Genomic DNA, 16,684 nt, shown 5'->3' with positions numbered 1-16,684 from the left:
CCTGAATTATGCGAAATTACATCACCATGCTGGTAAGGAGAATAAAAATCAGCCCACAAATCGACAGCAGGGTAGACATCAGCGTCCAGGATAATAACGTTTCTTTTGTCGTTAACCCGAAGAAATCTTTAATCATCCAGAAACTGGCATCATTCACATGCGAACAGATACAGGAACCCGCGCCGGTAGCCAGCGTGATCAGCGCCAGATTGGTGGTGGGATGCGCTGCCAGAAGTGGGATCACCAGCCCTGCCGTTGATATTGCCGCGACAGTGGCTGAACCCAGGCAAATCCTCAGAAATGCGGCCACACCCCAGGCCATCAGAATTGGGTTAATATCCATGCCCGAAACCATCGTGGAAATAAACTGCCCCACGCCGGAGTCGATCAACACCTGTTTGAATGCACCACCGCCACCGATAATTAATAACAGGCCCGCGATCCCTGCAATTGCCTTACCGCACGAATCCATCAGTTCAGGGATGGTTTTCCCCCTCCCCAGGCCCATGGTGTAAATGGCGAAAAGCAGAGAAATCAGCATCGCAATGGTGGAGTTGCCTAAAAACAGGAACACGTTATACAGTGTGCCTGGCTCACCGGCATTCGCCGGACGCGCCATCTGCATAATGGTAACCAGCGCCATTAATATCACCGGTAACATCGCAGTCAGAAAACTGATACCGAAGCCAGGCATTTCGCTTTCACTAAAGCTTTTGGTTGCGCCAAGAGAAGCGATATTCCCCTCTTTTTTAAACGCATCGGGAATTAAACGCTGACAGACTTTGTTGAGCAATGGACCACAGATAATAAAGGTCGGAATACCTACCGCAATACCGTAAAGGAGTACGACGCCGACATCAGCACCATATTCTCTGGCAATGACGGTCGGACCCGGGTGCGGAGGCAGGAAACCGTGCGCCACCAGCAAACCCGCGAGCATCGGTACGCACATATACATGGGCGAAATTTTCGCTTCACGCGCGATGGCAAATAAAATCGGCACCAGCAAAATCAAACCGACTTCAAAAAATAAAGCGATCCCGACAATAAAGGCTGAACATACCACCGCCCAGTCCAGTTTTTTCGCGCCAAAATACTTGAGCATGGTCAGGGCAATACGCTGAGCGCCACCGGCATCGGCTAATAAGCGCCCTAACATCACACCGAAACCAAATATCAGACCAATATGGCCCAGCGTGCCACCCAGTCCCGATTCAACAGACGTAACAACTTTATCCAGTCTCATACCACTGGCGATGGCGACGCCAATAGAGACGATAATTAAAGAAACAAAGGTGTTCAGTTTAATTCTTATAGTTAAAAGCAGGAGTACAGCGATACCTGCCACAACGATCAATAGCGGCATAACGTCCTCTCATTCATCAGAAAATTATCCACCATAATCCAGGCTGAATGCATATTAATGATGTATTCAGCCTGAATGACTCAGGATAAAGGTTTTATTTATTTCAGGACTTTTTAATACATTGCTGTAAGGCCTGATTTATTTTATTGACATCATATATACATCCAGTCCATGTGCCGCCACTGACCGCCTGGAGCATTGCCCACAATCTTGTATCATCCGGCAGTTCAGGGTCTGGCATTAAATCAGGATGTGTATCCCTGGTATTCAAAATAACAGTAGCCTCCTCTCGTGAGAGTGGTTTTTCATCAAGATGGGTTCCCAGGAAATTAACTTCGCCCTGGAGTTGTTTGCAGTCAATTTTGATTTCGATAATATCGCCAGTGCGTAATTTACCAATGGCGCCTCCGGCAAGGGCTTCCGGGCCAACATGACCAATACACGCGCCAGTCGATACGCCCGAAAATCTGGCATCGGTAATCAACGAAACATGTTTGCCATACGACAGATGCTTCAGCGCGCTGGTGACCTGATACGTTTCTTCCATCCCGGTGCCTGACGGGCCGGCACCCATGATGACCAGAATATCGCCTGCTTTAATTTTTTCGTGCTTGATATCATAAATCGCCGCTTTCTCTGAAAGATAAACTTTCGCGGCACCTTTATGATAATAAATACCCTCTTCATTAATGACCGACGCGTCAATCGCGGTTGATTTAATGACGGAACCTTCTGGTGCAATATTGCCGACAGGGAAGGTAATGGTGGAGGTTAATCCACGCGCTAATGCCTGCTGCGGCGACATAATCACGTCTTCCGGTTCAACATGTTCCTGTTTACGCAGAAGGTCTTTAAACATCTGCCGACGTTCAGAATGTTGCCACCAGTCGAGGTTTTCTTTGAGAGTATTGCCGGTCACCGTCATCACATCTTCATGCAGTAAACCCAGCTCGCGCAGATGCAGCATGACTTCCGGCACACCGCCCGCCATAAACGCATTCACCGTCGGGTGATACACCGGGCCGTTGGGCAACACACTGACCAGGCGAGGCACCTGTTTGTTGATGCGGATCCAGTCATCCACGGTAGGCAGATGACAACCCGCCTGATGGGCTATGGCCGGGATATGCAGCAGCAGATTCGTGGATCCGCCAAAGGCGGCATGCACCATCATGGCATTCTCAATGGCTTTATCCGTGAGGATATCTTTTGTCGTAATCCCTTTTTTGACCAGCTGTAACGCCGCGCGCGCCGAGGCTCTGGCGATCTCTTTCCATACCGGTTCCCCGGAAGGCGCCAGGGCAGAATGCGGAATGGCGAGCCCCAGACCTTCGGCAACCACTTGCGATGTGCCTGCCGTACCGAGGAACTGGCAGCCGCCGCCAGACGACGCACATGCCTGGCACCCGGCACGGCGAGCGGCCTGTAGCGTTAACTCACCGTTGGCAAAACGCGCGCCAATGGTCTGAACCTTGCCATTATCCTCGCCGTGCTGAGCGGGCAGGGTGGCGCCGCCGGGGATGAGCACCGTGGCTTTATCATGCTGGGACGCCAGCGCCATCATGGTCGCCGGCAAGCCTTTATCACAGGTGGCAACGCCGATCACCGCTCTGGCATCCGGCAGAGAACGGATCAACCGGCGCATCACCATGGAGGCATCGTTACGATACGGCAGGGAATCGAACATACCGTTGGTCCCCTGCGTGCGGCCATCGCAAGGGTCGGAGACATACACGGCATACGGCAACGCCTTATTGGCGGTGATCGTCTCCGCCGCCGCTTTCATCTGGATATCCAGCTCATAGTGACCCTGATGCAACGCGAGGGCGACAGGTTTGCCATCAGCGCCACGCAATCCGCCCAGCGTGCTGAGTAACAGAATACTGTCACGATCAAGTTCGTCCGGCTTCCAGCCCATCCCCGCATTCATTGTCATGCCAAATATGTCACCGCTCGGTCGATTGATGAGCATATCGGCGGTCAGCGGGAGTTCACCTTCCGGGCCAGCGGCATGGGTTCTGACGCTATAAATATCCCGGTTGTCGTCATCAAAAATATCATGAACAGACATATTGCCTCCTCAGGCGTTTACTATTCCCTGCGCGACGAGTAATGCATGGACTTTATCTTTTGCCTCTTCTGAGGCTTCCAGTATCGGCGGCAGGCAATAAGCATCAATGGGTAACCCGACACATTGCATGGCATGTTTTATCAGCGAGACGAAAGGGGTCTCCAGCGCATAAATGGAGGGCAGTTGCAGCAGCCTTTTATTGAGAGAGGCCGCCAGCGCGAGATCGCCTTCCTGCCAGGCTTTGTAGATACCAATAGAGAGTTCGGGGGCAAAATTCGCGCTGGCGGTAATTGCGCCGTCGCCGCCAAGCAGTAACGTATTCAGTAAATGATCATCGTAACCGCAGAATACGGAGAAGTCGGGGCGCACCGCTTTTACGGTATTGATCATCGTGCGCAAATGCGCAACGCTGTCTATCGTGTCTTTAATACCGACAATATTTTCATTCTGCAGGACTAAACGTTTAACCATCTCCGGGTTGAGATCCTGGCCGGTCAGATCCGGGAAGTTATAAATGATGACAGGGAGTTCGACATTGCTGGCGATCTGGTGGTAATAATCGTCCAGGTTGCGGGAAGCCACCTTCCAGTAATAAGGATTAATCGCGACAATACCCTCTGCACCACATGCTTCGGCATGGCGCGCCAGTTTTACCGCTTCATCGGTTGATGGTGAACCCACGCCAATTAATACGGGGACACGCCCGTCCACCGCAGAGACCGCCGCTTCTGTAAATGCCATTCGCTGACTGGCATTCATCTGGCTAAATTCTCCGCCTGTGCCTAAATAAAAAAGACCATCGACGCCTTTGTTAATCAAAAAGTCCGCAACCTGTTTCATTGCCACTTTATCGATAGCACCATGACGGTCGAAAGTACTGGAGACTGGCGGAATAATCCCCTTAAATTTTTTCATTACATCAGTTTCCTTTTCTTAAAGATTCATTTCGGTACCCCAGCCCATAGGAAATTTGCCCGGCGCATTGCCTTAGCAATTCGAGGTACCTGTCAACATTATTTCCTGAGTACACTTCTGGATCCCCCGAAAGGGAAATCGCATAGTTAACCCGTTTGTACATATTAAAAACCGGCATACTTAAACAGACGGCGCCATAGGTTGATTCTTCGTTATCAATGGCCCAGCCACGTAAACGCGTTTTCTGTAACTCTTCCCTGAACGCTTTTTTATCGGTGATCGTATTTTCAGTGTGTTTTTTAAGCGTCAGGACATCCATAAAATAATCGAGTTCGTCCGGGGTCTTCCATGCCAGCAATGCCTTGCCCAGCGCGGTAATGTGAAGCTCCAGCGTCTTGCCAATCCAGCTTTTCCGTGTCGGAACAGAATCGTGACTTTCCACTTTATCGAGGTAGATAGCGGAATGACTCTCCATCGCCCCGAGATGACACACCAGCCCGCTTTTTAATGACAGCTCATGCATTGGCCGTTTGGTGACTTCAAAAATGTTTTTCCGATGTAGCGCCTGGCATCCGAGTTCATAATTTTTAATTCCCAGCGCATACTGGTTATTTTCACTCTTAATTAAAAAGCCACATTCAATCATAACATTTAATAAATTTAACAAACTACTTTTAGGGTACTGGAATTCCCTTAACAGCTCCATATAGCTCGCTACACCGACGTAAGCGATATAAGTCAGTATTTTTTCAGCACGGATTAATGAATTACACCCTCTGCTACTCATGGCGGCCTCTTGTTGAACTGGTATTGAGTTTATAAATAGTGAAATGGCGAAAATACCCTTAGTTCAACAGGCTGAACCATGTTATAGCCGAAAAGTGTGATCGAACACATATTTCGGCAATAAGGGAGAGATTTACTGATAATTCGCTGGAGGTTATTTTTATGGATAATTTCGCTGGTCACTAAAGATTTAAATCTTCTCGCTTTAATGAAAGATCATCTGAGTATTTTCATCATGTTATGTTCTGCCATTCAGCCGTCATCTCTCTGTGCTATACCCTGAACTTTCCCACGGCGACGGACGCATTATGACTGACTCATTGTATCTCTTCGATTTAGACAACACCCTGATTGAGGGCGACAGCAGCACTTACTGGAGTGAATATCTGGTCCGTGAAGGCCTGGTCCATGATGCCGGCTATCTGCAGCAGGAAGCGCGACTGATGGCTGACTATGCGGTCGGCAAAATGGATATCCATGCTTACGTGGCGTTGACGCTGGCACCGCTGGCGACAATGACCACAGAGGAGGTTGATCGGCGCATTATGCAATGGGTCAATGACACGATCATCCCCCGTGTGTACCCGCAGGCGCGGGATCTGATCCAGACACTGCACGCTGAAAAGCAGCACATGATGATTATCTCCGCATCGGTCAGTCTGCTGGTGAAACCCATCGCCCGCGCTCTGGGTATCGATCACGTGGCAGGGGTTGATGTGCGCATTGACGATGGTCATTACAGCAACGTGATTAGTGGTACGCCGAGCTATCAGCAGGGAAAAGTGACCCGGCTGAAGGAATGGCTGGCGATGCATCCGCAGGCGGGCGGGAAAATGGTGTTTTACACCGATTCCATCAATGACTTTCCGTTATGCCTTGTCGCTGACGAGGTGGTTCTGGTCAATCCTTGTCCACAATTACAGGCTCAGGGCGAGATTCGCCAGTGGCCCGTAGTGAATTGGACACGATGAATGAACAGGGGGGAGCAAATATTAAATATTGAATAAACTCTCCCGTCAGTTATTCCTTTTTACATGCCGCCAAAAAGAATTATTATTTCCGGGCTCCGGCATGCTATTGGTTAAGCTTCACTGATGTTACCGAATGTAATTTCAAATACATTTATACAGGTGACATTATGTTTAACGTTTATGTTGTTAATTTCTCATCGCTGAGTCATGAAAAATCGGAAGAGTTTTTTATGTTAAGGAAGAATATTTTTAAAGATCGTCTGCAATGGGCAGTGAGTTGTTTTGAGGGGAAAGAATACGATCAGTTTGATAATGAAACGGCGAATTATTTGTTTGGCGTTAAAAACGGCATGATAATCTGTGGTACACGGATCATTGATATGAAGCATCATAATATGCTGGATGACACATTTTCAGCATTCTTTAATGACGTTAAAATCCCGGAAGGGAATTTCCTTGAATCCACGCGTTTTTTTGTCGATAAAGAAAGGGTCAGTGAGTTTCTCGGGAAGCGCTATCCGGTAACACTGGTTTTATTCCTGGCGTTAATTAACTATGCGCGGCGGCATCATTATGACGGTATCCTGGCGGTGGCAAGTCATCCCATGATGCATATTATCAGGCGATCCGGCTGGAATGTGACAGTACTGAAAACGGGGATATCTGAAAAAGAGGAACCGGTTTATCTGCTGCTCGGCCATGCCGATCCTGCAAGTCAAACAGCGCTGAAAGACAGAATATGCAGTCAGTGTGCTGATCAGGACGAAAACAGGCTTAAGGACTGGCCTCTGTCATTTGACACCCCTTTATAATCATTCAACCGGTTTAATCAGCTGAAGCTCCGCGCCAAGACGTACAGCATGCCGGGCATTGGCGACTCCCATTTTTTTAACGATATTAGACATATGAAATTTCACGGTTCGCACGGTGATCCCAAGGATCATGCCGGTTTCCTGATAGGTTTTACCCACGCTCGTCCAGTAGAGGATCTCGTTTTCCCGCGGGGTAAACTGGCTCTGTTTTTCCGGGTTTTCGCTGTTCTTTTCTGATAATGAGGTTAACGTCAGGTAGGTTTCGTGTACCGAGGCTAATAAGAGCGATATGTCTCCTTTATTTTCAATGAGTGTCTGCATGATCTCTGTTCTTTTTAACGCCGGAACAATAAAAGATAGGGTCACCAGGTTGTTATTATAATCATGCAATACGAAGGTATATCCATTAATCAACCCAAACTGACTGGCCTGGTTGAACAACCTGGAGAAATTAAATTCTGAATGTGCCATCAGTTTTTCATCCCAGGGGAAGGGCGTTAATTTGTTAAGTGCAGTAATGACTACCGGGTCGGTATACTGGAGCCCTTTTTCTCTGTAATGCGTGACCCATTCGTCCGGGTAATTGGTTACGCCAAAGATGCATGACATATCTTTTTTGGAGAGAACAACATACGCCCAGGTTAATTCCCCTAACGTGTTCAGCGTGGTTTCAAGCTGATTCCTTATAACAACTTCTACATTTTTTTCTCTTTCCATTAACATTTCGTTCTCCTTGCCTGCACGAACGGCGTATGACATAAATATAACACATACTGGAGAGCATGCGCCCTGCCGTCATTTCCTTCTGTTAACCGTGGTACAGGTCTAAGGTACAGCAAATGAACTGTACCTACAGACAGATGTTTTTTATGAAATTTCGCACTATTATCAACCAATAATGAACTGCGAAGCACTTATTATTATAAAAAAAACCCGAACATCTGTTTATAGAAAGTTCGGGCGGCCAGCGGCCAAACACCAGGGAATATTACTCCACTAATAATCATACAAAAGTACAGATGGCACAACATATTTTGTTGTGCCTTTTTTTATATCTGTCAGCCTGCGATAGTTAAATATTATTTATTAGTGATCCTGGTGAATGAATATTGCTGTCTGCTGATCCAGATGTTTCCAGAAAAAAAGAAGCCGGAGAACCCGGCTTCTTTTTCACTTCAGGGATTGTCACTTACCAGCTGTATTTCACCCCCAGCATGCCCTGGGTGTCGCTGTAGCCTTTGTCACCCATCTGCACGCCCACGTTGCCCCAGACACTCAGGCGGTCGTTCAGCTTGCCTTCCACCCCGGTGCGGATCTCGCCCAGGTTGCGGGCGCCATCACGGCTGACTTTCGTGCCATCCATCTTCACGCCAAAGGCTTCGGTGTTGTGGATCCAGTTCACTTCCACGAACGGCTGGAACTCACGCTGTTTACCGTCATCCCTTTTGTGGTGACTGTTCAGGTAGGTTCTTACGCCCAGACGGGTCTGGATGTTGCCGTCGCCTTCGGTTTCGATGCGGGTGCCGTCATTCCGGGTGTGTGCATCATCCTTCACGCCCATCCAGGTGACCTGTGCCTGCGGCTGCACATACCAGGTGTTCAGCGTGCCCTGGCTGCCGGTGAACTCACCGGCTTTCAGGGTATAACCCGCTTCCAGAGAGGCGGTCAGCCCTTTCGATTTGTACTCATCGCTGTCACGGTTTTCCGCGGTCACGCTGCTGTCGAACCAGTTGTACAGCATCCAGCTGTCCACATACGCTCCGGTTTTGTCCGCGTCGTTCTGGTACCAGGTACCGTACAGACCGGCGCTGTAACCACTGACACGCCCATCCGAGTCGTAACCGGCACGACCGCTACGGGTGTTGCTGTGCTCGTTCGCATAGCCCCCCATCACGCCCAGATGCCAGCGGTCAGCGCCGTCAGCACTCCACTGCGCGATATCGCCGCCGAGCTGCAGCACATAGCGGTTGCTCTGTGTTTTCAGCTGACCGTCACCGGCAGAGGAACGCTCATGGCCACCGACGTGACGCATCCACATGCTGGTGGCGTTGCCGGTATACTGCGGTTCACCGAGGCGGTCATGCAGGCGGTGGTTAAACAGCGTGTTGGCCGCCGCGATATTGCTGATATAGCTGCCCGCTTCCGGACGCAGGGCGTCAGGGGCGGTCGGGTCGACGACCGGCGGATCCTGCACGGGTACCGCACCGTTCCATTTACTTGTCAGGTACCAGTTTTTCGCTGCCTCGCCAGTCCCTTTCGCCAGGGTATAGACATAGGCACCTGCTTCCACCGTTCCGGTAGTCAGGGCGAAGTTACCGGCAGAGCTGCCGTCCACCTGAACCAGCTCAATGCCGTTCACCGTCTGTGCGCCGGTGCCGCCTGCGCGGGTCACGCTGACCCGGGTATTGCCCGTCGTGTCACCGTGAACCGTCAGTTTATCTGTCGGCGAGTCATCACCGTCAAGTACCGTATTGAGTGCCAGCAGACCGTCGCTGCCGGTATAGTTGCCGTTGACCACTAACTGGTTACCGGTTTTGCTGCCAGCAAGATTCAGCGTGCCGCTGTTGGTCAGGTTCCCACCCAGCGTCAGGCGACCAGCAGGTCCGGCTTCATAACCCGGCAGGGCGTTCATGGCGCTGAGCATGCCGCTGTTCACGACATTGCCTCCCACCATACCCTGACCGCCCAGCGTACCGCCCTCAGCCACCGTCACATCGTGGGCTCCCTGTCCGCCCAGCACGGTGTCAGGCGAGCTCAGTACTACCGTGGCACCATCAGCAATCATCACACCTGCTGTCATGTCAGTGTTCACACTCTCCACCGTCAGGATGCCGCCGTTCACGTTCAGCTGACCGTCTCCGGTCATCTCTCCCTTCACGTTGCCGCCCTGGGTGAGATTCAGCGTCCCGGCATTCAGCGCCAGCGTACCGTCCGGTTCAGTGTTCAGGATGCCCGCTGTCTGGAGGGTACCGTTAAGGTCGGCAGTGGCACCGCTACTGATGTTCAGCTCGCTGGTATTGCCAAGCGCGCCGTCTGCATCGGTACGCAGGGTACCGCTCAGAACTGTGGTCTCGCCGGTATAGTCATTACCACCGTCCGACAGGGACAGTACATCGCCGTCTGCCGTCAGGATGGCCAGATTACCGCTGCCGGTGATGCGGGCAGACTGGTCCGCGGCCGCACCGGTGGCACCCGGGTCGCCCTCAAGCGTCAGGGTCTGGCCCTGCAACAGTTCCAGTTCTTTCAGGCCATAGTTGACGTACAGACCGTCCTGGTTACCGGAAGTCCCGGTTGTTGTCAGGCGGTAATCGTATGTGCCTTTCGCCACAATGCTGCCACCCTGGGTGATATCCACCTGCGTGGCATCGGTGATGGTGTTGCCGCCCTGGTCCCGGAGTTCCAGGTTACCCCCACTGCCGGTGACCTGTGTGGCACTGACCAGTTGTACCTCAATACCGGCCTCGTCCTGCGTCATCAGGGATGAGGTGGTGCTGGTCTCATGGTCAGGGACATACGATGCCGGAACCGTAATCTGTACCGTACCGGTACCGGATGCCTCCAGTGTCGTGGTTGTCACATGACTGGCCGCCACTTTCTCATCCGGGAGGGTCGCGTTAAAGACCATTTCTCCCCCGGCGAAGGTGAGACCGCCGATGACCTGCTCACCATCCGCCACGGTGGTGATGCTGCCGGTGTTCGCGTTCAGGGTGGCGTTTGTCAGGGCAGACGTGTTCACGCCGCCCAGCGCCAGGGTCGCATTGCTGAGGTCTACGGTTCCGGCAAACGCGCTGCCTGCCGCGGATGCGAAATCAAATGCCTCACCGGCCGTGTCTGCCTTCAGTATCCCGGTACCGGTCAGGACATTCTGCAGGGTGTAAGCCCCGGCCGTGGTCAGGTCCGTCAGCCCGTTGTCGTTCAGTGCCGCTGCCGAAGGCAGGGTGGCATCGGTCACATGCAGCGTACTGCCGGACTGGACGTCGTATGTCCCGGTAAACTGACTCCCCGTTTCCGTGGCCGTGACATCCGCATTGCCTGTCAGCATCACGATACCGGCACCGGTGACGCTGTTGTTCAGGTCACCGTGATAACCGTCCAGCGACAACGTGCCGGTGTTATGAGTACTGACCGTCGCCGTGCCCGCATTCTCCTCACGGGAAAAATGCAGCAGCGACGCATCCTGAACATCCCAGGTGCCGGTAAACAGAGCGTTGTCTGCTGTGGCTGAAATGTCCGTTTCGTTGCTCAGTGCGACTGTACCAGTACCGCTGAGGCTGTTAACCAGCGTGCCGGTGACGCCATCCAGCGTCAGGGTGCCGTCATCGGTGATATCCCCGGTACCTGCACCCTGAATATCATTGATGCTCACCTGCGCACCATTGCTGATGGCGGTGGTGGCGCTCAGACCACTGTTGGCACCGTTAATGGTCAGCACGCCGCCGTCAACATTCAGGTAACCGCTGCCGGCCAGGCTGCCGTTGCTGAGGCCGCCGTTTGCCAGCGTCAGTGCGCCGCCATTGAGGTTGAGGGTCGAGCCTGCCTGGCCTGTCAGCATCCCGGCAGTCTGTACGGTGTTGTTAAGGTCTGCCGTGGCACCGCTGCTGATGTTCAGCTCACGGGTATTACCCAGCGCACCATCCGCATCGGTACGCAGCGTGCCGGCCTGTACCAGCGTGGTGCCGCTGTAGTCGTTAAGACCATTCGAGAGGGAAACCGTCCCGCCTGTGCTTACGGCCAGGTTACCGCTACCTGAGACTTTCGCTGACATGTCCGCATCCGCCCCGGTGGCACCCGCGAACTCAGCCAGCGTCAGCGTCTGCCCGGTACGGATATCCACCTCTTTCAGACCATAGTTCACATACAGACCGTCTCCCGGCGCAGTGGTCATCCGGATACCATACAGCCCGTCAGCGACCACCGTGCCGTTCTGTGCAATGGCGACAGTTTCGTCAGTCCCGATGGCATTCCCGTTCTGGTCCGTCAGCATCAGCGAACCGCCGGAACCGATGACGGTATCTGCCTGTACCAGTTGAATATCCGCGCGCGTGTCATCCTGCTGCAGCAGGTTGAGGCTGGTATCCGGGTCAGCCGTCAGCCCCGGGTCATTCCACGGGTCCGTCAGCGTCACCTGAACGTTACCAGTGCCGCTTGCCTGGAAATCCCGACCATTGCGGCTGAAAGTCCCTGCGCCGGCAACCAGCGTCCCGGTCTGCAGAACACCGTCAGACTGTGCCGCGCCAGGCAGGGAGATATCCAGCACCAGGGTGCCGCCATTAAAGGCCAGTCCGTCAGTCTGCTGAACACCGTCACTCACCGTGGTGGTGTTACCGGTACTGGTTATTAGCATGGCGTCTGTCAGTGCCGTGGCGTTATCGCCGGACAGGGCAAAGGTGCTGTTTTTCAGGTCAGCGACCCCAGCGAAGGCGGTGCCGGCAGACGGAGCAAAGGCAAACGTGTCTGCGGCTGACGCCAGGTCCACACTCAGCAGGCCGTTACCCGTGAGCAGGTTGCTGAAGGTAAAATTGCCTGAACCATCCGTCGTGGCGCCTGCCACCTCCAGCATCCCCGGCGCGGCAATGTTCACCGCGCTGGTGCCGAGGCCGGTATTGCCGGTAGTTGACTGCACGGTGGTGGTGAGAGTGCCGCCGTTAATCTGTGTGGCGCCGCTGTAAGTGTTCTCCGCACTGATAACGGTATGCCCCGCATCCTGCATCACCGTGCCGTTGCCGGTAATCAGCGGGGTGAACTGATATCCACCTGCAGTGGTCGGGTCGGTTTCGGTATGGTTGAAGACGAGGGTGCCTGTCCCCGCGCCCATGTTTACACTGTTAGTGCCAGTGATAAACCCTGCGCCGGTAGCAGAATCACCGTGTGCCGCACCAACGTTGAGGGTGCCTGTACCACCTCCGTTGCTGGCAATGGAAACAGGCACATTGTTGGTCACCGACAGCGTACCACCATTGGAAAGCGTCATCGTGGCATTGCCCAGTACGCCAAGCCTCACCTGTCCCGCATTAAGCACGGCATTGGTTCCGTCTACCGTAACGGTGGCGATGCTTCCAGCCGCACTGGCAAGCTGTGTGTTTCCGGCAGTGACCGAACTGTCCGCATGGATATTGAGCGTACCTGTACCGGACTGCGCCACGGTCAGATTCTGGGCGACGCCGTTATTGACAAGATTCCATGTTCCGCCACTATTGACATCAACCGTACCCGTACTGTTTGCAATACTACCCACCACGCCAACACCGGTACTGTTCACTGTGCCACTGTCAGAAATGCTTAGCGTACCCAGCCCGCCATACCCCACCGTCAATCCGGTGGTGTTCAGCACGGAGTCCTGTCCATTGACATTCACAGTACCGACTCCCGTAGCGGCATTACCAATTGTCGAGCCTCCGGCAGTGACTGTCCCGGTAGTATTGATATTGAGCGTACCCGCTCCGCTATTACCTACTGTCAGCCCCTGGGCTGCTCCGCTGGCATTGACCAGATTCAACTGTCCGCCGCTGCTGGCATTGACTGTGCCATTGCTGCCCGCCGCGGTACCAATGGAGGCACCAGTGAGGCCATCCATTACTGCATTATGGGTCAGCGATACAATAGCAGCGCCTGAGCTCCCAACGTTCAATCCACTGATACTTGTCCAGGTGGATCCTTCACCATCGACCAGAACGTCAGCTGTATCATCCGCATAAGTGCCAAGGATAGTCTGGACAGCCGTTACGGCTCCCCCATTTGTGACCCGGACGACGCCGGTAGTGCCTGGCGAGGTAGCACCGACATAAAGCAGGGCAGGCGAAACGTCGAGTGTAGAGCCGGCTCCATCAACATTTACTGTGCCGTTGATCCGGTTGACTCCATAAGCCGTGATGGTAGTGCTTCCGCCCTGGGTGATGTCCAGCGTCCCACCGGAGTTGACGGTAAAATTGGACCCTGTCAATCTGGAATCCGCACCATCAACTTCGGCTGTTCCAGTGATACTAATGCCGATTCCTGCGGGGATATTATTTACCAGGCCCCCATTTGTGACTGAAAGGTCGCCGGTTACCCACAGGGCACCTGCGTTATATCCCAGGGTGGAGCCTGCACCGTCCACGGATACTGAACTTCCGTCAGCGATAAATATGCCGTAGGGCGTATTCTGTTCAACCACGCCACCATTGGTTATGTTGAGTGCGCCTTTGCCGCTCTGACCAATATACGTGTTGCCATTCACAAGATTCAGAATGGATCCGGCACCATCGACATTCACTGTGCCATCACTTGCAGCGGACTTACCAAGAAGCGCCGCACCGGTGGTAATTGTTCCGCCATCATGGATATTGACTGTACCAGTGGAGTTATTCCCCACAGTCAAAATTTGCATGCCGTTATCCCATGATGCCCCCGAGCTAACGTCTATTGTTCCGCTACTGCCAGCGGCATTGCCCAGGGTGACGCCTGCGGTTTTCACCACGCCGCCGTCAGTCACCGTCAGTGTACCTGTACCGGCCTGTCCCACGGTCAGGGCACCTGCGTTCAGCACAGCCCCCGAACCGACCACATTTACTGTACCCTCACCGGAAGCCTGGCCACCCAGCAGGGTGAAGGCAGCGTCCACCACACCTGTGTCATGAATATTAAGGGTTCCCGTGGCACCGTTGCCCACCGTGAGTGTGCCGTTAAGATTGTTCCATTCCGCTCCGGTACTGACATCCACAGTACCATTACCTGCACCGGCGTTACCGATGGTGCCGCCCTGGCTGGTTACCCGCGCATTATCCGTCAATGTCATCGTGCCGGTACCTGAACCACCTGTGGTCAGTGTGCCGGTCAGATTCCACTGTGAGCCCGTCCCGTCAACGATGACGGTACCCGTACTGTTCGCTGCAGTACCCACAATGCCTGCGCCGGTGCTTTTCACTATCCCACTATCAGCAATCGTCAATGTACCCTGGCCGAGATTAGCGACTGTCAGGGTTGTGGTATTCAGAACTGCATTCGTACCGTCCACCTTCACGGTACCCACTCCCGTCGTCGTGCCACCAATGGCTGTGGCTCCTGCGCTAACCATGCCGTCAGTGCTGACATTAAGTGTGCCGGTACCGTTATTCCCCACGGTCAGGATTTGCCGGATACCGCTGGCATTAATCAGATCCCATATCCCACCGTCGCTGACAATAACTTCACCGTTGCTGTTCGCCCCTGCACCCACAGCACCTGCACCTGAGCTGTTTACGACACCGCTGTCAGTGATGTTGAGCGTACCTGTACCAGTCTGCCCCACGGTCAGCCCGGCGGTATTCAGCATGGCATCGATGCCATCCACCTTCACGGTTCCCACGCCAGTTACACCATTGCCAATGACCGTGTTTCCGGCAGTGACCGTCCCTGTGGTATTGATGTTGACTGTACCGTTACCCTGGTGCCCAACCGTCAGATTCTGCGCAGTTCCGGTCGCAGTACTGACTAAATTCCAATTGGAACTGCTGCTTACATCAACCGTTCCTGTGCTTCCTGCGTTTGCTGCGACAGTACTTGCACCACTGCTGTTCACCACACCGTTATCAGTGATGACAAGCGTACCCTGACCGACAGAACCGACTGTCATGGCGGTGGTATTCAGTACAGCCCCCGCGCCGTCAACAGTTACGGTACCGGTACCGCCCGGGCCAAATGACGGCAGGTAAAAGCCGATATGGGTTGCCCCGGCCGTCACGCTGCTGTCTGCATGGATATTGAGCGTACCTTCTCCGCTACCACCCACGACCAGGTTCTGACCCACATTACTGTCGTTGACCAGGTTCCATTGACCGCCAGTGCTGACATCAACGTCACCTGTGCTGCCTGCTACGCTACCCAGGGTGCCTGCCCCGGTACTGTTCACAACACCACTATCAGTGATGGTGAGTGTACCCTGACCGGACGCGCCCACTGTTATCGCTGCGGTATTCAGTAACGCATCAACACCATCGATGTTCGCCGTACCCACACCCGTAGTTTGACTACCAATCCCGACAGAACCAGCAGTCACATTACCTGCAGTATTGATATTGAGCGTACCGGTACCGCTATTACCTATGGTCAATCCCTGAGCGACCCCACTGGCATTAACAAGATTCAACTGTCCGTTGCTGCTGACATTAACCACGCCATTGCTGTTCGTTGAGTAGCCGATCATTCCAAAGCGGACACTGTTCACTACTCCCCCATCAGCAATGGTAAGTGTGCCGGTACCATTTGGGTACAAATAATCTGAGCCCACATATAGCGAACCCCAACTCGCTGATGGGGAACCGTTAGCGTTCAGTACAGAATTGGGGCCGTTGACAGTCACGGTACCGCTCCCCGTCGCACCCACGCCAATGACAACAGCAGAGGATGAATTGACTTCCCCTCCACTGGTAATGTTAAGCGTCCCCTCGCCGGCGTTACCCACTGTTATTCCCGCTGTATTCATTACCGCACCTGCCCCATCTACTGTGACGGTTCCTGTGCTACCGGCTACTGACCCAATCGTACTGTAATCGCCGGTTACGGTACCGCCGTTGCTGATGATGAGCTCTCCCGTACCGCCATTGGTACTGCCCACGATAATGTTTCCTGCATCTGTGACGGGATTATCTTGTGTAACGGACAGGGGACTGTTGCCCAGACTGCTGTCCACGACCAGGTCAGCAGAGGCGACACCTGGCAGCGCCATCAGTATCAGTAGAGAAAGGACGCGGAGCCGTAAAGGAAGAGGGCGGAGAGCGGGTATATCCTGTAGAGAGGAAGTTGCGGA

At 53.4% G+C, this 16,684-nt stretch carries 8 protein-coding genes; 2 read left to right on the top strand and 6 right to left on the bottom strand.

Going from position 1 to position 16,684, the window contains the following annotated elements; translation table 11 throughout:
- Nucleotides 1-16: 16 nt before the first annotated feature.
- The 4 genes from QMG90_RS15715 to QMG90_RS15700 form a co-directional block, all read right to left on the bottom strand.
- On the bottom strand, nt 17-1,366 hold the full coding sequence (locus tag QMG90_RS15715) for a GntP family permease (RefSeq protein ID WP_283280562.1): 1,350 nt from the start codon (nt 1,364-1,366) through the stop codon (nt 17-19).
- Nucleotides 1,367-1,469: 103 nt separating this feature from the next.
- Complete coding sequence (locus QMG90_RS15710) at nt 1,470-3,437, bottom strand: YjhG/YagF family D-xylonate dehydratase (protein WP_283280561.1); 1,968 nt, start codon at nt 3,435-3,437, stop codon at nt 1,470-1,472.
- A gap of 9 nt (nt 3,438-3,446) precedes the next feature.
- Nucleotides 3,447-4,352, bottom strand: coding sequence for a dihydrodipicolinate synthase family protein (locus QMG90_RS15705; protein ID WP_283280560.1), 906 nt, complete (start codon nt 4,350-4,352; stop codon nt 3,447-3,449).
- Between the two features lie 4 nt (nt 4,353-4,356).
- A complete protein-coding gene (locus QMG90_RS15700) occupies nt 4,357-5,139 on the bottom strand; it encodes an IclR family transcriptional regulator (RefSeq protein WP_283280559.1) in 783 nt (260 codons plus the stop codon).
- A gap of 307 nt (nt 5,140-5,446) precedes the next feature.
- Between QMG90_RS15700 and QMG90_RS15695 the strand changes: the two genes are divergently transcribed.
- Nucleotides 5,447-6,109 carry an HAD family hydrolase gene (locus QMG90_RS15695; protein ID WP_283280558.1) on the top strand — a complete coding sequence of 221 codons (663 nt, stop codon included), beginning with the start codon at nt 5,447-5,449 and terminating at the stop codon, nt 6,107-6,109.
- A gap of 167 nt (nt 6,110-6,276) precedes the next feature.
- The gene (locus QMG90_RS15690) at nt 6,277-6,921 is read left to right on the top strand and encodes an acyl-homoserine-lactone synthase (RefSeq protein WP_283280557.1); all 645 of its coding nucleotides are present in this window, start codon (nt 6,277-6,279) and stop codon (nt 6,919-6,921) included.
- Here the strand turns inward: QMG90_RS15690 and QMG90_RS15685 are convergent, their stop codons facing one another.
- Nucleotides 6,922-7,638, bottom strand: coding sequence for a helix-turn-helix transcriptional regulator (locus QMG90_RS15685; RefSeq protein WP_283283983.1), 717 nt, complete (start codon nt 7,636-7,638; stop codon nt 6,922-6,924).
- 472 nt (nt 7,639-8,110) lie between these two features.
- The gene (locus tag QMG90_RS15680) at nt 8,111-16,492 is read right to left on the bottom strand and encodes an autotransporter outer membrane beta-barrel domain-containing protein (RefSeq protein ID WP_283280556.1); all 8,382 of its coding nucleotides are present in this window, start codon (nt 16,490-16,492) and stop codon (nt 8,111-8,113) included.
- Nucleotides 16,493-16,684 lie beyond the last annotated feature (192 nt).

The sequence above is a fragment of the Trabulsiella odontotermitis genome (assembly GCF_030053895.1).
In the GTDB taxonomy this organism is placed as follows: domain Bacteria; phylum Pseudomonadota; class Gammaproteobacteria; order Enterobacterales; family Enterobacteriaceae; genus Trabulsiella; species Trabulsiella odontotermitis_C.
This window is presented reverse-complemented; position numbering and strand designations above follow the sequence as displayed.